Annotated in this window: 15 protein-coding genes; 6 read left to right on the top strand and 9 right to left on the bottom strand. The window is 35.7% G+C overall.

Annotated features, from left to right (window positions below; genetic code table 11):
• The first annotated feature begins 308 nt into the window (after positions 1-308).
• Genes JMA43_RS12950 through JMA43_RS12960 form a run of 3 tightly spaced genes read left to right on the top strand, consistent with a single transcriptional unit; the run spans position 309 to position 4,925 of the window.
• A complete protein-coding gene (locus tag JMA43_RS12950; protein ID WP_342157081.1) occupies positions 309-1,886 on the top strand; it encodes an alpha-L-fucosidase in 1,578 nt (525 codons plus the stop codon).
• A gap of 11 nt (positions 1,887-1,897) precedes the next feature.
• Positions 1,898-3,376, top strand: a complete 1,479-nt coding sequence (locus JMA43_RS12955) for an arylsulfatase (RefSeq protein ID WP_342157082.1) — start codon at positions 1,898-1,900, stop codon at positions 3,374-3,376.
• A gap of 16 nt (positions 3,377-3,392) precedes the next feature.
• Positions 3,393-4,925: a sulfatase family protein gene (locus JMA43_RS12960; RefSeq protein WP_342157083.1), complete on the top strand. Its 1,533-nt coding sequence runs from the start codon at positions 3,393-3,395 to the stop codon at positions 4,923-4,925.
• Positions 4,926-5,075: 150 nt separating this feature from the next.
• Here the strand turns inward: JMA43_RS12960 and JMA43_RS12965 are convergent, their stop codons facing one another.
• The 5 genes from JMA43_RS12965 to tamL form a co-directional block, all read right to left on the bottom strand.
• The gene (locus JMA43_RS12965) at positions 5,076-7,283 is read right to left on the bottom strand and encodes a polyribonucleotide nucleotidyltransferase (protein ID WP_342157084.1); all 2,208 of its coding nucleotides are present in this window, start codon (positions 7,281-7,283) and stop codon (positions 5,076-5,078) included.
• A gap of 296 nt (positions 7,284-7,579) precedes the next feature.
• A complete protein-coding gene (rpsO, locus tag JMA43_RS12970; protein ID WP_342157085.1) occupies positions 7,580-7,849 on the bottom strand; it encodes a 30S ribosomal protein S15 in 270 nt (89 codons plus the stop codon).
• Between the two features lie 216 nt (positions 7,850-8,065).
• Positions 8,066-8,923: an acetyl-CoA carboxylase, carboxyltransferase subunit beta gene (accD, locus tag JMA43_RS12975; RefSeq protein WP_342157086.1), complete on the bottom strand. Its 858-nt coding sequence runs from the start codon at positions 8,921-8,923 to the stop codon at positions 8,066-8,068.
• 66 nt (positions 8,924-8,989) lie between these two features.
• The gene (gene fbaA, locus JMA43_RS12980; RefSeq protein ID WP_342157087.1) at positions 8,990-10,057 is read right to left on the bottom strand and encodes a class II fructose-bisphosphate aldolase; all 1,068 of its coding nucleotides are present in this window, start codon (positions 10,055-10,057) and stop codon (positions 8,990-8,992) included.
• A 72-nt stretch (positions 10,058-10,129) separates the two neighbouring features.
• Positions 10,130-12,664, bottom strand: coding sequence for a translocation and assembly module lipoprotein TamL (gene tamL / locus JMA43_RS12985; protein WP_342157088.1), 2,535 nt, complete (start codon positions 12,662-12,664; stop codon positions 10,130-10,132).
• A 41-nt stretch (positions 12,665-12,705) separates the two neighbouring features.
• On the opposite strand from tamL, the gene JMA43_RS12990 reads away from it, so the two are divergent.
• The gene (locus JMA43_RS12990) at positions 12,706-13,434 is read left to right on the top strand and encodes a TrmH family RNA methyltransferase (protein WP_342157089.1); all 729 of its coding nucleotides are present in this window, start codon (positions 12,706-12,708) and stop codon (positions 13,432-13,434) included.
• A 182-nt stretch (positions 13,435-13,616) separates the two neighbouring features.
• Here the strand turns inward: JMA43_RS12990 and porT are convergent, their stop codons facing one another.
• Positions 13,617-14,339, bottom strand: coding sequence for a type IX secretion/gliding motility protein PorT/SprT (porT, locus tag JMA43_RS12995; protein ID WP_342157090.1), 723 nt, complete (start codon positions 14,337-14,339; stop codon positions 13,617-13,619).
• 25 nt (positions 14,340-14,364) lie between these two features.
• Entirely contained in the window at positions 14,365-15,096 is a 732-nt protein-coding gene (gene ubiE / locus JMA43_RS13000; RefSeq protein ID WP_342157091.1) for a bifunctional demethylmenaquinone methyltransferase/2-methoxy-6-polyprenyl-1,4-benzoquinol methylase UbiE, read from the bottom strand.
• A 316-nt stretch (positions 15,097-15,412) separates the two neighbouring features.
• On the opposite strand from ubiE, the gene trkA reads away from it, so the two are divergent.
• Positions 15,413-16,762, top strand: coding sequence for a Trk system potassium transporter TrkA (gene trkA, locus JMA43_RS13005; RefSeq protein ID WP_342157092.1), 1,350 nt, complete (start codon positions 15,413-15,415; stop codon positions 16,760-16,762).
• Positions 16,763-16,766: 4 nt separating this feature from the next.
• Positions 16,767-18,260: a TrkH family potassium uptake protein gene (locus tag JMA43_RS13010; protein ID WP_342157117.1), complete on the top strand. Its 1,494-nt coding sequence runs from the start codon at positions 16,767-16,769 to the stop codon at positions 18,258-18,260.
• A 458-nt stretch (positions 18,261-18,718) separates the two neighbouring features.
• Here JMA43_RS13010 and JMA43_RS13015 read toward each other — a convergent pair whose 3' ends face one another.
• Both JMA43_RS13015 and JMA43_RS13020 read right to left on the bottom strand, forming a co-directional pair.
• Positions 18,719-19,906: a pyridoxal phosphate-dependent aminotransferase gene (locus JMA43_RS13015; protein WP_342157094.1), complete on the bottom strand. Its 1,188-nt coding sequence runs from the start codon at positions 19,904-19,906 to the stop codon at positions 18,719-18,721.
• A gap of 74 nt (positions 19,907-19,980) precedes the next feature.
• A complete protein-coding gene (locus tag JMA43_RS13020) occupies positions 19,981-21,087 on the bottom strand; it encodes a fatty acid desaturase family protein (RefSeq protein ID WP_342157095.1) in 1,107 nt (368 codons plus the stop codon).
• Between the last annotated feature and the right edge of the window lie 121 nt (positions 21,088-21,208).

Genomic DNA, 21,208 nt, shown 5'->3' on the forward strand with positions numbered 1-21,208 from the left:
TTTTTTTTACTGTAAAGTATCAAAGGTGCAAAGGGTCATAGACTCACAGAGTGAATAAACATTGAACTATAAACAATAAACTTCAAACTTTTTAAACCTCAAACAACTTCCGCGTTAGGGATTGGAGCAAGCTACCGTGTAGCGCGTAAAGCCCGACCCGATAGGGGAACGCCCTTATAATTATATTTTCTTTACTATTTACCTTTTTGGTTATAAAATCACGATTTCAATATTTTAAATATTCTTGTTATTTTAATACGAAATTTATTATCTTTCGAATTATTATTTTTTGTTAACTAATATCCTTTATGAAACCACTTAAAATTTTCATCTTATTACTTTTTATAGTTTTAATTGCGGGTTTTGTATCTTTTAATTTTTTTAAAGATGCTTTAGATCCTCAATCTTCTGTTTCTATAGTTGAAGATAGTTCTAGGAAAATACCACTTACTAAAAATCCTATTTCAAGCTATAATCCTCCAAAGCAGAATTGGAAACGATTATCTCCTGACTATAGTTTAGATTCTACCGAACTTAACAGTGAAAGTGAAATAGAATTCAATAAAAGAATGCAATGGTGGAGAGATGCAAAGTTTGGGATGTTTATTCATTGGGGTTTGTATTCTGGAGCAGAAATACATCCTTGGGCAATGGTTGGTCGATATACAGAGCATTCTGATACTAGTCAAGGCATCACTGCCAAAGCGTATGAACAATATTTGGATTTATTTACGGCAGAGAACTATAACCCACAATTATGGGCACAACTTGCTAAAACCGCAGGAATGAAGTATGTTGTTTTGACTACTAAGCACCATGAAGGTTTTAATTTATGGGACAGTAAGTTTTCTGATTTTGATGTCGCTAATACTCCAAAAGGAAAAGATGTTGTTGCTCCTTTGGCTGAAGCTGTTCGAGCGGAAGGGCTTAAATTTGGGACATATTATTCTGTAATGGACTGGCATCACCCTGAGTTTGGTGAACCTGTGGAGCGTTGGGGTTGGTTTAGAGGAGCTTTTCAGTATTCTTTTCAGTTTAGAGGGAGTGATCCCGAAGTGACAGGTAGAATGCCAAATCCTGAGATTTATAGAGATTATTTAATGGCGCAAATTACTGAATTGGTAGATAATTATAACCCCGATATTATATGGTTTGACGTTGATAGAGACCCAGGTTGGAGCGTTAAAGACGGTGTTATTGCTCATAATTATTTACGCTCTATTAGTCCAAATGTTATTATAGATGATAGATTGACAAAAACTAGAATGGTAAAAGAGGATCCTTTGTTTATGGAAGGTAAAAGAAACGGAAGCGATTATCAAACTTTTGAACAACAAGCAGGAAGAAACAAAAATTTAAGATATCAAGATTGGGAGGGATGTATGACTATGAATGATAGTTGGCATTATGATTCAGAAGATACAAATTGGAAAAGTACAAAGGAAATAATTGAAATTCTAACTTCTACGATGAGTAGAGGAGGAAATTATCTGTTAAATGTTAGTCCCAACGGAAAGGGAGAATTACCACCCGAAAATATTTCACGATTAAAAGAAATCGGTGATTGGATGAAAGTAAATTCAGCATCAATTTATGAAACCGAAGCTGGAGCCTATTTATTTCCTGAAATTGCTTTTGATGGTGCCGTATCAATTAAACAAAATGAAAAGGGCACGACTACAGTTTTTTGCTACATTTATAAGTGGCCAGACAATGATACGTTGCAAATTCCTACTATTCCAAATGAGTTAAATGTTTCTGATGCAACACTTTTAGGAGACGATAAATCATTAAAAATTGAAGGGAATAAAGTTTACATAGGGCAAAATCCTAATCAAATTGTACCTGTGGTAGCATTAGAGTTAAATGGAGTATTAAAAGATTAAAAAAAATAATTATGCTGAAAAAGTTTATACATAGTGTTATTTTATTATCTGTAATTGGTTCTTTTTCTTGTAAAGGAAATCAAGAGCATACAGATGTGAAGGAGATTGTAGTTTCAGAAAAAAATAAAAAACCTAATATAGTTTATATACTTGCAGACGACATGGGGTATGCGGATGCTGGTGTGTATGGGCAAGCTAAAATCAAAACTCCGAATATCGATAAACTAGCCAGTAAAGGGATGCTTTTTACGCAACATTATGCTGGCAGTACAGTTTGTGCACCTTCGCGAGCAGTTTTAATGACGGGTATTCAAACTCCCAAAAATCCAATTAGAGGGAATAAACCTAATCCAGGTGAGGGGCAAGCTCCAATGCCTGCAAATACTTTTACGGTTGCACATATGCTAAAAAATGCCGGGTATGTAACTGGTGCTTTTGGGAAATGGGGGTTAGGTTTTCCGGGTTCTGTTTCTGCTCCTAATAAAATGGGGTTCGATGAGTTTTATGGGTATAATTGTCAACGCTATGCACATCGCTATTATCCTCCTTTTTTAAGAAAAAATGGTGAGAAAGTCATTTTAAATAATGTCCCTGAAAAGAATACCTATGCGCCTACTTTAATTTTTGAAGAAGCGATAAATTTTATTAAAAAGAACAAGGACACTACTTTTTTCGCATTCTTGCCAATAGTTGAACCACATGCAGAACTTGCGTCTCCTAAAGATAGTATTTGGCAATATTATGCAGATCTTAATTGGGAAGAGACTCCTCGAATTACTCCAAAATTTGATTATGACGCAGAGCCATTTATAATTCCTGGTTATCAATCTCAGCCAAAACCTAGAACGACCTATGCAACCATGGTTAGTCGTGTAGATGCTTATGTTGGTGAAGTTGTTGCTGAATTAGAAAATCAAGGTGTTTTAGATAATACTATTGTAATTTTTACAAGTGATAACGGTCCGCATGTAGAAGGAGGAAATGATCCTGAATTTTTTGATAGTAATGGAGTGCTTAGAGGTCATAAACGAGATTTGTATGAAGGGGGAATCCGTGTGCCACTTATTGTGAGTTGGAATGGGAAAGTTCAACCAAATACTAAAACTGATGCTGTAACAGGTTTTGTTGATATAATGGCAACACTTGCAGATATTCTTGATGTTGAAGCACCAGAAAATGAAGGTGTATCTTTTTATCCTACACTGCTTGGAGATATCCAATCTGATTTAAACGAGCGTATTTTAAGTTGGGAATTTTATGAGGCTAATGGTCGTCGTGCGCTAAGAATGGGAAAATGGAAAGCGGTGCAATATCACGTAAATAAAGATGAAAACGGAGCTATAGAATTGTATGATTTATCTGTTGATGTTGGAGAGTCAAATAATTTAGCTACTCAATACCCTGAAATAATTAAGCAAGTCAGTACTTATTTTAAAGAGCAACATATTTATAATCCAGACTTTAAATTTAAGTGGGAAAACAATAATTAATTTTTACACCATACTAATGAAAACTAAACAAACACTTTTATTATTTCTTTGTTTTATAGGATTTGCCTATGCGCAGCAAAAGCCAAATGTTATTATCATTTATGCTGATGATTTAGGCTATGGAGATGTAAGCGCTTATGGAGCAAAAGAAATACAAACTCCAAATATCGATAAATTAGTAGCTGAAGGTTTAATGTTTACTAATGGGCATTGTGCTTCTGCAACCTGTACACCTTCTAGGTATGCAATGTTAACTGGAAATTATGCCTTTAGAAAAAAAGGTACCGGAGTGCTTAACGGAAATGCGGGACTTATTGTTCCTACTGATAAAACTACGTTGCCTAAAGTATTTAAAAAAGCAGGCTATCAAACTGCGGTAGTAGGGAAGTGGCATTTGGGTGTTGGCGACGGTGGCGAACTCGATTGGAATACTGCTATAAGTCCTGGGCCAAATGAAGTAGGTTTTGACTATTCTTTTATTTTTCCAGCTACGGCTGATAGAGTTCCTACGGTTTATGTAAGGAATCACGATATTATAGGGTTAGAAAAAGAAGATCCGATTGTTGTGAATTACCGTAAAAAAGTGGGAGAAGAACCAACAGGGAAGGAAAATCCGGAGTTGTTAAAAATGGATTATACTCCAGGTTTGGCACACGACGGGACTATAGTAAACGGAATTTCCAGAATGGGATGGATGGAAGGTGGAACTCGAGCCCGCTGGACAGATGAGGAACTTGCGCACGATTTTTTTAGTGAAGCAGAAAATTTTATTATTCAGAATAAAGAGAAACCTTTTTTCTTGTTCTTTTCTCTAAGTGATATTCATGTTCCGCGAATGCCCGATACACGTTTTAAAGGAGCAAGTAAACTAGGGTATAGAGGTGATGCTATTTTACAACTCGATGATACTACAGGTAGAATTCTACGTTTGCTTGAATATTTGGATATAAAAGATGATACCATGGTTATTTTTTCGAGTGATAACGGACCTATTTTGGATGACGGTTATGTTGATGGTGCTATAACAGAAATTAACAATCATAAACCAGCTGGAATTTATCGTTCTGGGAAGTACAGTATTTTTGAAGGTGGAACACGTGTGCCAACAATTATTAGTTGGCCAAATAAAATAAAACAAGGAAAGGTGTCGGATGCTATGGTAAATCAGGTAGATTTTTTAGCCTCTTTTGCTAGTTACTTTGGACAGAATTTAACTACTGATGAAGCTGTTGATAGTTTTGATATTTGGGAAGCTATGATTGGTAAATCTGATATGGGTAGAGTTGAAATGATTGAGCATGCTAGAACTTTGGCATATATAAAAGGAGACTGGAAATACATTCAGCCGAAAAAAGGAGCTAAAAGACTTAGTTGGGCTTTTGATGTTGATGGAGGACAAGAAACTGGAATTAGTGAAGAAGTACAGTTGTATAACTTAAAAGATGATCCTTCGGAGTTGAAGAATGTAGCAAGCAAGTATCCAGATGTGGTAAAAGAATTGGCTAAGGCATTGGAAACCGCATTAAACGAAGGAAGAACTCGTATATAGTAGTAGTTTGCGTTAGGGATTGGAGCAAGCTACCGTGTAGCGTGGAAAGCCCGACCCGATAGGGGAACGCCCAAAAACTGAAGTTATAAAAAAAGTCCGGTACATAATATACCGGACTTTTTTACCACACTTTAAAAATTAAATAAATATTTAATCTCTTCGAGGTTTTCTATCGCCTCTATTATCTCTCGATTTGTTATCTCTGTTACCGTCTTTTTCACGTGGAGGTCTTTCTGTATAACCTTCAGGTTTTGGTAAAAGAGCTTTTCTCGATACTTTATCTTTTCTAGTTTTTGGATCTACACCGAAGTATTTCACTTCAAAAACATCACCAATATTTACAACATCGGTAACGTTGTTGGTGCGCTCCCAAGCTAGCTCAGAAATGTGTAATAAAACTTCATTTCCTGGGGCTTTTGTGTATTCTACAACCGCTCCGAAATCTAAAAGCTTAATTACTTTTACTTCGTAAACTTCTCCTTTTTCTGGTTTGAAGGTAATCGAATCGATTTTTGCTAATACAGCATCAATTCCAGCTTGATCGGTACCAAGAATTTCAACAACACCTTGTTCGTCAACTTCTTGAATAACAATTTCTGTGTTTGTTTCTTTTTGAAGCTCTTGAATAACTTTTCCTCCAGGACCGATAAGTGCTCCAATAAAATCTCCAGGGATTGTAACGCTAACCATTTTTGGTGCGTGTGCTTTAACCGTTGCGTTTGGCTCTGCAATAGTATCGGTAAGTTTGCCTAAAATGTGTAATCTACCGTCTCTTGCTTGGTTAAGTGCTTGTTCTAAAATTTCGTATGAAAGACCTTTAATTTTGATGTCCATTTGGCAAGCAGTAATTCCGTTTTCGGTACCTGTTACCTTAAAGTCCATATCTCCTAAGTGGTCTTCATCTCCTAAAATATCTGAAAGTACAGCAAATTTTTCACCATCGGTAATAAGTCCCATAGCGATACCTGAAACAGGTTTTTTAAGCTGAACCCCAGCATCCATAAGTGCCATTGTGCCCGCACAAACAGTTGCCATAGAAGAAGAACCGTTTGATTCTAATACTTCTGAAACAACTCTTACAGTGTAAGGACAATCTGCAGGAATCATATTTTTAAGTGCGCGTTGCGCCAAGTTTCCGTGTCCTACTTCTCTTCTTGAAGTTCCTCTTAACGGACGAGCTTCTCCTGTTGAAAATGGAGGGAAGTTGTAGTGTAGGTAGAAATTTTCTTCAGACTGCTCTGTTGGTAAATCAATAACATTTGCTTGTTTTGATGTTCCTAAGGTTACAGTTGCCAAAGCTTGTGTTTCTCCACGTGTAAAGATTGACGAACCGTGTGTAGATGGTAAGTAGTTTACCTCACACCAAATCGGACGAATATCGGTAGTTTTACGACCGTCTAAACGGATGTTCTCGTCTAAAATTAAATTACGTACAGCTTCTTTTTGTGCTTTACCGAAGTATTTCCCGATAAGAGCAGCTTTTTCTTCAAGCTCTTCTTCTGTGTATGTTGCTAAGATTTCTTCTTTTAATTCGGCAAATTTCTCACCTCTTTCTTGTTTTGAAGTATCTTCTTTTGCAATGGCATAACATTTATCGTAAGCTAGTTCGTGTATTTTTGTAGCTAATGCTTCGTCTTCATCTTCTGGCTCGTATTCACGAACTACTTTTTTACCAACTTTTTCAGCTAGTTTACGTTGTGCCTCACATTGAATTTTAATAGCCTCGTGAGCAAATTTAATTGCGTCTGCCATTTCTTTTTCAGAAACTTCGTGCATTTCTCCTTCTACCATGGCAACAGAATCTTCTGAAGCTCCTACCATCATGTCGATATCTGCTTTTGCAAGTTGTTCTTTGCTAGGGTTGATGATGAACTCTCCATCTACTCTTGCAACTCTTACTTCTGAAATTGGATATTCAAATGGAATGTCTGAAAGTTGAATACATGCTGATGCAGCTAACCCTGCTAACGCATCTGGCATTACGTTTTCGTCGTGCGACATTAGTTGAATCATTACCTGCGTTTCTGCGTGGTAATCTTTCGGGAAAAGTGGTCTAAGTACACGGTCTACCAAACGCATTGTTAAAACTTCGCTGTCGCTAGGTCTTGCTTCACGCTTAAAAAATCCACCTGGAAAACGTCCAGCAGCGGCAAATTTTTCGCGGTAATCTACAGTTAATGGTAAAAAGTCAATACCTGGGTTTGCAGTTCTTGCAGAAACTACGGTGGCAAGTAACATGGCATTTCCCATTCTTACTACAACAGACCCGTCTGCTTGTTTTGCTAATTTTCCCGTTTCTAAAGAAATGGTTCTTCCATCTCCTAAGTCAATAATTTCTTGTTTTACTTCAGGAATCATATAGTTTTTAATTTTCCTGCTTGTTTGCAGGGTGTTAAACATAGGGTTCCGCATAAATACGGAGTTGTTGTGTTGTTGTAGTTGTTGTTACCCAATGAAAAACTATTAATTTTTAAGCTTTTTTATCCACTTGGTGGACTGTCTTTTTCAGAAACAAAAAAATATTTCAGAAAAATATTTAATAAAAATTAGGCTAAAGGTACTAATTATAGTTTGAATATCTGTAAGAAATTCTCTTTCAGCTAATTTCTATTTTTATCTTATAAAAAAAGGGAGCAAATTTGCTCCCTTGTATCTTACTTTCTTAATCCTAATTCTTTGATGATAGCACGATATCTTGTAATATCTTTCTTCTTCAAATAATCAAGTAGGCTTCTTCTTTTACCTACTAATTTAACTAATGAACGCTCTGTGTTAAAATCTTTACGATTTTGTTTTAAGTGTCCAGTTAAATGGTTAATTCTGTGTGTGAACAAAGCAATTTGTCCTTCAGCAGATCCAGTGTTTTTTGCATCACCGCCATATTGTTTAAATATGTCTGCTTTTACTTCTTTAGCTAAATACATGCCAATATTATTTAAATGATTTTTATGTATTTGATAGACTTTCTATCAAGTGGGCGCAAAGATAAGAATTAATTTGAAGAAAGAAGTTTTATATCTGAATAATTTTCAGCGGAATATATGTCTTTCTTCAGTAGAAAATAAAAAGTCCGAAGTTGAAGATTAACTGCGGACTTTTTGTGAATCGATTGTTAGGTCGAAATACGTTGTATTCGTTCTTTAATCTCGTATTGGTTGATTTAAGATAAGATCGATATACTGGTTTATTTTGTTTTTTAAATCTCTACGGTGTGTAATGAAATCTAAAAATCCGTGTTCTAATAAAAACTCAGAAGTTTGAAAGTTTTCAGGAAGGTCTTTCCCTGTAGCTTCCTTAACAACACGTGGCCCTGCAAAACCAATTAATGCGCCTGGCTCGGCAATATTAATGTCTCCAAGCATAGCGTAAGATGCAGTGGTTCCTCCAGTTGTTGGATCGGTACATAAAGAAATATACGGAATACCAAGATCTGAAAGTTGCGCAAGTTTAGCAGAAGTTTTTGCCAATTGCATAAGCGAAAGGGCAGCTTCCATCATACGGGCACCTCCCGATTTTGAAATCATTACAAACGGAAGTTTCTTCTTGATAGCATAATCAATAGCGCGTGCTATTTTTTCTCCTACAACACTTCCCATAGAACCTCCAATAAACGCGAAGTCCATACAAGCAATAACAACATCTTTACCTTTAGATTTTCCAACGGCTGTACGAACAGCGTCTTTTAAGGCAGTTTTTTCTTGCGCTTGCTTTAGACGGTCAGAATATTTTTTGGTGTCAACAAACTCTAATGGGTCTTTAGACTCGATATTAGGGTTGAGTTCTTTAAACTTATTGTCATCAAATAAAATTGAAAAATATTCTTTACTACCAATACGAACGTGGTAATCGTCTTCAGGGCTTACATAAAAGTTTTTAGCGAGCTCGTCGGCTTCAACTATTTTACCTGTTGGCGATTTGTACCAAAGTCCTTTGGGGGTGTCTTTTTTCTCTTGGGTACTGGTTTGTATACCTTTTTCTTTTCTTTTGAACCAAGCCATATTCTTAGTATAATTTAAAAACATCCAGTAGCGCAATGGTGGCTACTGGATGTACAATCGGTTTTATTATAACGTGTTTACGTTGTTTAAGTCTTCGAAAGCCTTTTTAAGTCGAGTAATAAAAGTTTTCTCACCTTCTCTTACCCAAACTCTAGGATCGTAATATTTTTTGTTTGGAGCATCTTCTCCTTCTGGATTACCAATTTGAGCACCTAAATAATCAGCTTTTGCACTCATGTAATCTCTAATTCCTTCTAAATATGCATATTGAAGATCGGTATCGATATTCATTTTGATAACTCCGTATCCAATAGCTTCTCTAATTTCTTCTACTGTAGAACCAGATCCACCGTGGAAAACAAAATCGATAGTGTTTGCTGGAACGTTGTATTCTTTAGAAATATACTCTTGAGAATTTTTTAAGATTTTTGGAGTGAGTTTTACATTTCCTGGTTTGTACACTCCGTGTACATTTCCGAAGGCAGCAGCAATTGTAAATCTAGAAGATACTTTAGAAAGTTCTTCGTAAGCAAATGCTACTTCTTCTGGTTGTGTGTATAGTTTAGAATCGTCTACATCAGAATTATCAACACCATCTTCTTCTCCTCCTGTAATTCCTAATTCGATTTCTAGGGTCATTCCCATTTTCTCCATTCTTTGAAGATATCCACAACAAATTTCGATGTTTTCTTTGATGTCTTCTTCTGAAAGGTCAATCATATGTGAACTGAAAAGTGGCTTTCCTGTTTCAGCAAAATGCTTTTCACTTGCATCTAGCATTCCGTCAACCCAAGGAAGTAATTTTTTAGCACAGTGATCTGTATGAAGAATTACAGGAACACCATATTTTACTGCCAATTCGTGTACGTGTTTTGCACCAGCAACAGCACCAGCAACAGCCGATTGTTGATTTTCGTTTGAAAGTCCTTTTCCAGCATTAAACTGTGCGCCACCATTTGAAAATTGAATGATAACTGGAGCGTTTAGCTCGGCAGCCGTTTCTAAAACTGCGTTAATAGAGCTGCTTCCAATTACATTTACTGCAGGAAGAGCGAATCCTTTTTCTTTGGCATAGTTAAAGATTTTTTGTACTTCATCTCCTGTGGCTACACCAGGCTTAATGTTATGACTCATAAATTTAAGTTTCTAATTTTTATTTAGTTGTTCTAATCAAATGCGTTTGCAAAAATAATAAATTTAGCTCGCTTAGAAAGGATAATTAATACCAATATTATATACAGCATTACCAAAATTGTAATCTGTAAACCATCTTTTGCTTGTTTCGTAAGATGGGTCGTAGGTTTTAAAGCCTATATCGAAGCGAAGGACAAAGAAACTAAAATCGTATCGAAGTCCAAAACCTGTTCCTAAGGCAATTTCAGAAAGGGAACTTAGGTCTTCAAAAACTGCAGCTTCGTCTTCTACATTGTCTAAAAAGTTCCAAATATTACCAGCATCAGCAAAAAGGGCGCCTTTAAAATCGCCAATAATATTAAATCGGTATTCTAAGTTGAAAGCTATTTTTAAGTTTGCTTCGTTAAAATCGTTCTCGTTATCGGTTCTTCCTGGCCCGAGAGAGTATGGTTGCCAAGCACGATTGTCGTTAGAACCTCCAGCAAAATAACTACGGATAAAAGGAATGTTGTCTGCATTTCCGTAGGGAATAGCCGCACCGATAAAACTTCTGAAAGCAAGGACATTGCTTCGAGATAATCGCCAATATTTAATATAATCTAATTCGGTTTTTACGTATTGCGAATACTGAACTCCAAAAATTAAATTATCACCGTTTTCGTTTTCTTCAAAATTAACAAGTGGGTCGAGTGCCGAAAGTAAATTTCCAGCGAGTTCTATTTTTCCTCTAAACTGAAAAAAGTTATTGTCGTTTACATTTCTTCGGTTGTTTTTGTAATAAGTATAATTACTCGAAAAAATTAAATTGTTTGCGGTTAATCGTTCTCGGCGGTCTTCTAGGCGTGCTACCTCGTTGTAATCGTCTTGTGAGGTTGTAATATTTCCGTCTAAAACATCCGAAGTAAAACCTGTGGTTCCGTCTGGAATTGTTAAGTTTCCGTTGGTGTCGTAATAACTCGAATCGGCTACCTGAATGTAATTATCTGCAACGCTATTTAAATCGCCATAACTATTGTCGTACACATCGTAATACCTGTCGATGTTTAAGTTTTTTACATACTGAATATTCATCAGTTCGACTGTGTTTCTGCGTTGCGTGGTAGGACTCCATTTGTAGCGTAAAATTCCGTTGAAAGTTTGTTTGTCTAGTCCGATATTCTTCTGAAGTGTCGTACCTAATGAAATTCGAGTTTCGGGCGACATAGACTTCGGAATGATTTTATCTGTTTTAATCGGAAAAAATATCCGCGGAAAATTCAAACCAATATCTGCTCCAAATTCAGCAAGATTGAAAAAGCTACTACTCGAACTTTTAAAATCTGAAGACGAACCAACGGTACCACGAAGGGCAATATCGAGGGTTTCGGCTCCTCTAAAAATATTTCTACTTACCAACGAAGTACTAAACGAAATACCGATATCTTGAATGTTTGAATGTAGCAAATCGGTACTAAAACCTAACGAAAATCGCGAACGTGGTGCGAGGTAAATATTTGTATTGAGTTGGTTGTCGGTGCTATCGGCATAGGTGTAGCTAATGTTGGGGTATTTAAAAACCTTTAAGTTGTTAATCTGTTTTGACGTAAGTGCTCTGTCGGCGTCTCGGTAAATACTTCCTGGCAAAATTGCAATTACATCGGTAAGTGCGTTGGGGCGGTATTTTAATTTGTCTTTAAAATAAATAGTGTAGCCGTCGTTTTCAACCGATTGTAGTGAGTCGGGGTTTGTTCCGAAGGAATAATCAGCATAAATATTTACACTGTTAATATTGTGTATTTTGTAAGCTGTTTCGGCATTCGAACTCTCACCAATTTTATTCGAAATATTTACTTCTACAGGCATTTTATAATCTTGCCCTGTGGTGGTGTCTCTTTCGATGTCAAAACTAATATTGTTTGGCTGAAATTGATAAATACCGTTGTTGGCAAACAACGAAGTTAACCGTTCTTTTTCAGCTTGAAATCTATCCAAATCGAATTGCTGTCCAGCTCGAATTCGCGAAAATCTTTTGTAATGTTGGTAAATTGAATCTAAATCTTTTGAAGCAATTGCAGTAGAAATTGTGTCGAGGTAATAAGTTGGGCCTGTAGTAATTTTGTAGTTTACAGCGGCTCTTTTTTCTTTTTGCTCGGTAGTATCAATCTCAAAAGTAACATCGTTGTTAAAATAACCTTTTGTTTCGTAGTATTGTTGAAGTCTTTCGGCCGATTTAAGTGTTTTTGCCTTGTCGATAATAACTGGAGCTTCCCCAGTTTTTTTAAGCCAATTATTAAAATTGATTTTATAATCGGCTACTTGAACCAATTGTTTTTTAGAAATAATACGTTCAAAAAAATTAATGTCTTTTAAAGAATTATCGAGTTTTGCAGTGTAAAAAGAGTCGGCATTTTCTCGAGCTAAATTATAAAGCGCCAAACGTCCCATATTGTTTGGTTTTTGAGAGAGGAGCCCTTGAACTTCTTCATTTTTTATCTTCTCATCATTAACCAAAATGTTATTTTTGCTCAGCAGTAATTCACCATCGTTTACCCGTTTTATGGTATTACAAGAACTTATAAATAGTATTACATAAAATAATACTGTTATTTTTACAAAAAAGTGTCTCAATCGGGTACTCATTAATTTAACTTCAAAAATACATTATTTGAATGGTTAGCAAAAACGAAATAAAACTTATAACGAGCTTACATCAAAAAAAGTACAGAAATAAAGAGGGGCTTTTTATTGCTGAAGGTGTAAAAGTAATTAATGAATTGCTGAAATCTGATTTTAAGCTTTATAAAATTTTTGTAGCTACCGAAAGTGATGTATCATTTAATACTGATAAAGAAGTACGAGTGCCTCAAATGGTGTTGAAAAAAATGAGTGCTTTGAAAACTCCGAGTCCGGCATTGGCTGTTTTCTATATAAAGGAAGCAGTGCAAGAAACTTTAGAAGGACTTACCCTTGTTTTAGATGATGTAAGAGACCCTGGGAATTTAGGAACGATAATTAGACTGAGCGATTGGTTTGGAGTTTCTTCGGTGGTTTGTAGTGCAAACACGGTAGATTGTTACAATCCAAAAGTTGTGCAAGCTACCATGGGTTCTTTATCGAGAGTGCAAGTAGTTTATACTGATTTGGAATCCTACCTCGAAGATGAGAGTCGCCCAATATATTGCGCTACGATGGAAGGCGAAAATATTTACACAGCCGAAGTGCCTAAAAATGCGGTTTTAGTTATGGGAAATGAAGCCAATGGAATTTCTGAATCTATTTTGAAATTGGTAAAAAACAATATAAGTATTCCTCGTTTCGGAACAATTCAAGCAACCGAGAGTTTAAATGTCGCTACCGCAACTGCTATTTTGTTAAGTGAGTTTAAAAGGAGGTTATAAAATTGAAAAATTAAAGGATTGAAAAATTCAATTACTTACAATCAATTATAAACAAACTGTCACCTCGAGCGGAGTCGAGAGGTCAGGGATGTTGAATTAAAGGATTAAAAGATTAAAAAGAATAAATCCCTATTTTTCAACTATCAACTATCAACTATCAACTATCAACTATCAACTATCAACTACTCAAACGTAAAATTCACAAAAACACCTCTCGAATACATATGATTAATGTTTTCGGTCCAGTTTGGGTCAACAGCATTCGTTGAAGGGTTATCTTGCACTAATTCGTCTGTTAAAGCAAACACTCCTCTAATTGAAGGTGAGAATTTGAAATAGTGTAAGTAAAAGTCAATTCCGAAGCCAAGCTCATAATAGTAGGTGTTTTTTTTCATTCTAAAAGTACCAGTGCTATTATCTTCTTTACTGTCTTGACTACTACTTAGGTTGAATGAGGTAGAAACACCACCAACGATAAAAGGTTTAAAATTTCCCAGACGTTTGGTACTCGCTTTTAGAAGTAGCGGAACGTGTATGTAGGTAGATTTTACTTCGCGTATGGCGTCGTTTTCATCAGCGAAGCCAGGAAATAATAAGTCTCTTTGTGTGTAATAAAGTCCAGGTTCTAAACGAACATCAAAATAATCATTGAGGCGCAATTCTCCAATCAATCCAACATTAAAACCAATACTTTTTCCAACAAGTACATCTGTTTTATATGCACTCGGGTCGTATTCGTTATAATCAAACTTAAAATCGTATTGGTTGAAGCCTAAAAAATATCCCCAATTGAGTCGTTTTTTATCTTCGTTTTCTAAGTTTAAAATCGGATTTTCATTGAACTGAGCGGTAACAGATTGGAAACCGCACAGTAAAACAGTCATCGCAATAATAAGGTTTTTCATGTTTTGGTTCGTTGGGGTTTGTATGTTATTTGTATGCTTCATAAATAGTTGCAACGCCAAATGTTTGAGGTTTGTCGTTCACATTAGTAAACCCAATTTTACGCAAAATATTGTTGAACTTTTCTCCGAAAGGAAAAACAGAAGCCGATTCTGATAAGTAGGCGTAAGCAGAACGGTCTTTCGAAAAGACTTTTCCAATAGTTGGTAAAATGTTTTTAGTATAAAAATTATACCCTTGTTTGTATGGTGTTTTTGTTGGGTTGGATGTTTCGAGAACAACAAAAATACCTCCAGGTTTTAGTACTCTGTAAATTTCTGAAAGCCCTTTTTCGAGGTCTTCAAAATTTCGTACACCAAAGGCAACAGTAATCGCATCAAAAGTATTGTCGGTAAACGGTAAGGCTTCGCTATCGCCAATAACCATTTCTATTTTATTGCTTAGATTTTTTTGAGCTACTTTTTGTTTTCCAACTTCAAGCATTCCAGGAGAAATATCAAGTCCGGTAATTTTCTCGGCATTGGTTTTTAGTGCCATATTTATAGCGAGGTCGCCCGTTCCTGTAGCAATATCAAGAATGTTTGTAGGGTTGGTGCTATTAACTAGTTTTACAACTTTTTCGCGCCATTTAATATCAATTCCAAATGAAATCACACGATTTAAACCATCGTATTTTTCAGAAATGGCATCAAACATTTGCGTTACTTGCTGTTTTTTACCAAGTTCAGAGTCTTTATATGGGGTTACTTTCTTCTCCATCTTCAAAATTTTGGTAAATATACTACTTCCATTTTATCTAGTCTACTTAATTTGAAGCAACTATTTGTAGAAATTCACTTCCGTTTTCCATTTTTTAAAGTTTTTCGTTCTTTACTAACTACAGATGTAAACTAATATTCTTATACAAACAACCATTAATTTTGAGGTATGCACTGGAAGTCGATAATATTCGCACATATCTATATTTAATATATATTTGTAATTCAATATACTGTAAATCGATGTGGTGTAAGATTTTAGCTTTATTCACATTGATGAAAAAACCAGCAGTTATTGAAAAATTAGAACTATTTATATGAAAATAATCATTGCAGGTGCTGGAGAGGTAGGGTTTCATTTAGCTAAATTATTGTCGTACGAATCACAAGATATTACCTTGATTGATACAGACAAAGAGAGTTTGAATTATGCCGATACGCATCTGGATATAAAAGTACTACGTGGCGATGCAACTTCGGTTTCAGTTTTAAAAGAAGCAAGAGTGGATACTTCCGATTTAATGATTGGGGTTACTTCTTCAGAAACTACCAATATTACACTTTGTTTGTTGGCAAAACAATTGGGTTGTAAGCGTACCATTGCCCGAATTTCTAACACCGAGTTTATTCACCATAAAGATGAAGTTAAGTTTGATACCCTTGGGATTGACGAATTGATTTCTCCTGAAAAACTAGCTTCTGAAGAGATTCAGTTATTACTCGATCAATCAGCTTTTAATGATAGCTATGAGTTTGAAGACGGAGCCTTAATTATGGTAGGAACTGCGTTGCAACGTACAGCGCCCTTTGTTGGGAAATCGGTAAAAGAGGCCGCTAATATTTTTCCTGAATTGCATTTTGTGCCGATTGCCATTCAACGCTTCGGAACGCAATACACGTTAATTCCTAGAGGAGATACTGTTTTTAAAGAAGGCGATCAAGCTTATTTTGTAACCTTAAAAGAAGGTGTTGAAGAACTGTATAAACTTACAGGGAAAACCAAAGAAGATATTAAAAATGTAATGATTTTAGGCGGAAGTAAAATCGGATTTAAAACCGCTCGCGATCTTTGCAGTAGTAAGTTTAGAGTAAAACTTATTGAAAAAGACAAGAGTAAGGCTTTCGACTTGGCAGACGATTTACCAAATGCACTTATTATTAATGGCGACGGAAGAAATGTAGATTTACTCGAAGAAGAAGACATTAGCGAAATGGATGCTTTTATTGCCGTTACAGGAAATTCGGAGACTAATATTATGTCTTGTTTGATGGCAAAATCTAAAAACATCAAAAAAACAATTGCCTTGGTGGAGAATATGGATTATTTCCAGCTTTCTCAATCTATCGGAATCGACACGCTTATCAATAAAAAGCTTCTTGCTGCCAATAATATTTTCCGTCATATTCGAAAAGGAGAAGTGGTAGCACTTACCAAATTAAACAATTTAAATGCCGAAATGTTGGAGTTTATTGTAAAGCCAACTTCCAACGTTACAGGAAAAGTTATTAAAGATATCGACTTCCCGCGCTCTGCAATTATCGGTGGGGTTATCAGAAATGGAGAAGGGGTTATCGCCTTGGGAGATTTCGAAATTAAAGCAGGCGATAGAGTAGTGGTTTGTTGCTTGCCACGTTCGATTTCGAAAGTGGAAAAACTTTTCTTTTAAAATGATGAAGCGTCTCAATACAAAAATATTATTCCATTTTATGGGCTTGCTGTTGCTTTGCAATGGTGGGTTTATGATTCTTTCTGCTATTGTTAGCGGAATTTATAAAGATGGCGTAACAACCGAAATCAGCTTTGCAGGGATAACAACAATTTTCTTAGGGATTTTGTTGATGTATACCACCAAAGACCATAAAAAAGAAATTAAAAAGCGCGAAGGATATATGATTGTTACTTTCGGATGGGTTTTTATGACAATCTCCGGAATGCTTCCGTATTTGTTTACAGGTTCCATTCCATCGGTTACTAACGCCTTTTTTGAAACGATGAGTGGATATACCACTACTGGAGCTTCTATTTTAAATGATATTGAAGTGCTTCCAGAAGGAATTCTCTTTTGGCGAAGTACCACGCATTGGATTGGTGGTATGGGAATTATCGTGCTTGCAATTGCTATTTTACCTTTACTCGGAATTGGAGGAATGCAGTTGTTTGCTGCGGAAGCTCCTGGACCGAGTGCCGATAAGTTACACCCTAGAATTACAGATACAGCCAAACGATTATGGTTTATTTATGTAGGGTATACGTTAGCAGAAACTTTATTACTGAAGCTTGCTGGGATGAGCTTTTTTGATGCAATTAACCACGCAATGGCAACGCTTTCCACAGGAGGGTTTTCTACTAAAAATGCGAGCTTGGCTTATTGGAACGACAATCCTTTAATTGAGTACATTGTAATCTTTTTTATGTTTGTTGCTGGAGCTAACTTTGTATTGAGCTATTTTGCTTTTAAAGGAAAAATTCAGAAAGTAATAAACGATTACGAGTTTCGGTTTTACGGATTACTTGTGTTTTGTGTAAGTGTTGTAGCGGCACTTGTAATTTATTTTAAAGCCAATGTTCCTGTAAGCGAATACCATCCTATGGTGTTGGGCGCTGCCGAAAGTTCGTTTCGACATGCTTTGTTTCAAGTAATATCTGTCATCACAACAACGGGTTTTGTAACTGCCGATTTTACAAGTTGGACACCTTTTTTAACTATTGTTTTCTTCGGATTGATGTTTGTTGGTGGCTCGGCTGGTTCTACAGCGGGAGGTGTAAAAGTGGTTCGTCATTTGTTGATGATCAAAAACGGATTGTTAGAGTTTAAACGAACCCTACATCCAAATGCTATTATTCCTGTTCGCTATAACGGAAAAACAGTTCAAGAACATATCATTTACAACATCCTTGGTTTCTTCATCATTTACATGTTGTTGTTTATTATTGGAGCGGTGGTATTAGGTGCTTTAGGGCTCGATTTTGAGTCGGCCATTGGTGGCTCTGCATCTTCTTTAGGGAATATAGGTCCTGGGTTGGGGTCTTTACATCCGCTTACAAATTTCGATTCGTTACCAGTACTTGGAAAGTGGTGGTGTTCTTTTTTGATGCTTTTAGGTAGATTGGAATTGTTTACCGTATTGATATTGTTTTCTCCTTTCTTCTGGAAACGCACGTAATTAATGTGAGCTTGCCGTAATAATGATGAATGTGCGGTAAAATTGACCTATTAAAAAATATTGAAAATCAAGGAAGCAGCATGGGCTGATAGATAAAAAGCTGTTTGAGCGCAGAGAGTTCTTTTTATCTGTGGCGGTTGTTTCCGTAGATTTTCTTATGCTTTTTTAATCAGTCTTGACTTTTTTGTTTCGTTTTTGTGTCAAGACAAAAATGAAAGTATAGTTAAGTGATTTAAAAACAAATAGCTAAAGGTGTTGTATGTTGATGTTTTTATCAAACAGAGGTTAATAATGAAATTATAAAGGGTGATTTTCCTCTGTCTTTGCTGAGATGTTTTACTGATTTTTGTAGTGTAATAGTCTTCAAAAAGCAATAATGAGATTTGAAGGGGAATTAAGTTTAAAAAAAATGCGAAGTGGGGACTTCGCATTTTTGTTTTATAAGCTTGAAAGAAGTGTTACGATAATACTTCTTTTATTCTTTTAATGGCTTCAATTAATTCTTCTTCTGAAGCTGCATAAGAAATTCTAATACAACTAGGGTTTCCGAATGCTTCACCCGTTACGGTAGCAACATTTGCTTCTTCTAAAAGTAATAAAGAAAAATCTGATGCATTTTCAATTTTCTTTCCGCGGATAGTTTTTCCGAAGAAATCAGCAATATTTGGGAATACATAAAAAGCTCCTTCAGGAACGTTTAATTGGAAACCTTCAATTTCTCCTAGTAATTTAAGTACAAGATCTCTTCTCTCATGGAATTTGTCAATCATGTATTTAATTTTACTTACTGGAGCTTCCAAAGCTGTAATAGTAGCTCTTTGTGCAATACAGTTGGCTCCACTAGTAATTTGACCTTGCATTTTGTTACAAGCTCTTGCAATCCAATCTGGTGCTCCAATGTAACCAATTCTCCATCCTGTCATGGCAAATGCCTTTGAAACTCCATTTACAGTAACTGTACGGTCGTACATTCCGTCGATAGAAGCAATACTTGTGTGGCCATCGCCAAAGTTGATGTGCTCGTAAATTTCGTCAGAAACAATAATAATATTTGGGTGTTTTCTAAGAACAGCTGCAAGTGCCTCAAGTTCTTCTTTGCTGTACACAGAACCACTTGGGTTGCATGGCGAGCTATACCAAATCATTTTTGTTTTTGGTGTAATGGCAGCTTCGAGTTGCTCGGCTGTCATTTTAAAATCGTTTTCAATAGAAGTTTGTACTTCAACTGGAACTCCTTCAGCAATTTTAACAATATCAGAATAACTTACCCAATACGGTGCTGGTAAAATTACTTCATCACCTGGATTAATTACAGCGAGCGCTACATTGGCAAGCGATTGCTTAGCTCCTGTAGAAACTACAATTTGGTTTGGAGTGTAAGTAAGGTTGTTGTCTCTTTTAAATTTGGTAATGATTGCTGCTTTTAAATCGGCATAACCATCAACAGGAGAGTAGCTGTTGTAATTTTGATCGATGGCTTCCTTTGCAGCATCTTTGATAAAATCTGGAGTGTTAAAATCTGGTTCTCCTAAGCTCAATCCTATAATGTCTTTTCCTTCGGCTCTTAATTCTCTTGCTTTTGCAGCCATGGCAAGGGTTGCAGAAGTTGCCATGTTTAAAACTCTTTCAGATAGTTGTTGTTTCATCTGTGTTTATTTAATGTTTTTTCTGGTCAGATTAGCATGCCTTTTCACTTAAAAAGTTGAAGGCAATTTTTTGTTTAGTTGTATGCGTATGTAGGTTTTTGTCCTAACGCTTTTAAATGTTTAAAGTGCGAAATTATAGCTTTTCTGGTAGTTTTATACTCGTAATACGGTAAATTAAACTCCTTTGCTGTTTCTCTAACAATTTTAGCAATATTTGTGTAATGTATATGGCTAATATTTGGAAAAATATGATGCTCAACTTGATGATTTAACCCTCCAGTAAACCAATTTACAATTCGGTTTTTAGTTGAAAAATTGGTGGTTGTAAATAGTTGATGTATCGCCCATGTGTTTTTAATGGTTCCCGTATTATCTGGAATAACAGTTTCTGCTTCTTCAACAATATGCGCCAATTGAAATACAATACTTAATATTAAACCAGCGGTGTAGTGCATTACAAAAAAGCCTAATAAAACTTTCCACCAAGCAATATCAATAAAAAACATTGGGATGACAATCCAAATAGTAAGGTAGATAATTTTAGTGATGATAAGTACGCTCCATTCTTTTGCAGGGTTTGGAAATTTACCATAAGATAGTTTTCTTTTAAGGTAACGTCTCATTTGTTTAAAATCGGTAGTAATAGCCCAATTTAGGGTGAGTAAACCGTATAAAAATACCGAATAGTAATGCTGAAATTTATGAAATCTACTCCACTCTGAATGTTCGCTAAAACGAATAATTCTACCTGCATCTAAGTCTTCATCGTGCCCTGGGATGTTTGTGTACGTATGATGAAGTACATTGTGCTGTACTTTCCAGTTGTAAACATTTCCTGCCAAAATATAAATGCTGGCTCCCATTATTTTGTTAATCCATTTTTTTGATGAATACGAACCGTGGTTTCCATCGTGCATAACATTCATACCAACACCTGCCATTCCAACACCAATTACTACGGTAAGTAATAATTGAAGCCATTGATTCATTTCAATAGTGAGTAATAAAAAATACGGCGTAAGGAAAATAGCAAACATAATGGCTGTTTTTAAATACAGTTTCCAATTTCCTGTTTTTTTAAGTTGATTCTCTTGGAAATAATTGTTTACTCGGCTGTTTAATGTTTTGAAGAATTTTGCTGGGTCTTTTCTTGAAAACCTGATATCTGTTGTTGTATTCATTTGTATGCTATTTATTTTTTTGAAGTTTCTGAAAAGAATAAAATACTTTTCAAATTCTTCTTTCATTTTTGAAAATGAAGCTATGCAGACAAAAATAGAAATAATTAAAGTGTTTGTGAGC

The sequence above is a fragment of the Joostella sp. CR20 genome (assembly GCF_038433465.1).
Classification (GTDB): Bacteria; Bacteroidota; Bacteroidia; order Flavobacteriales; family Flavobacteriaceae; genus Galbibacter.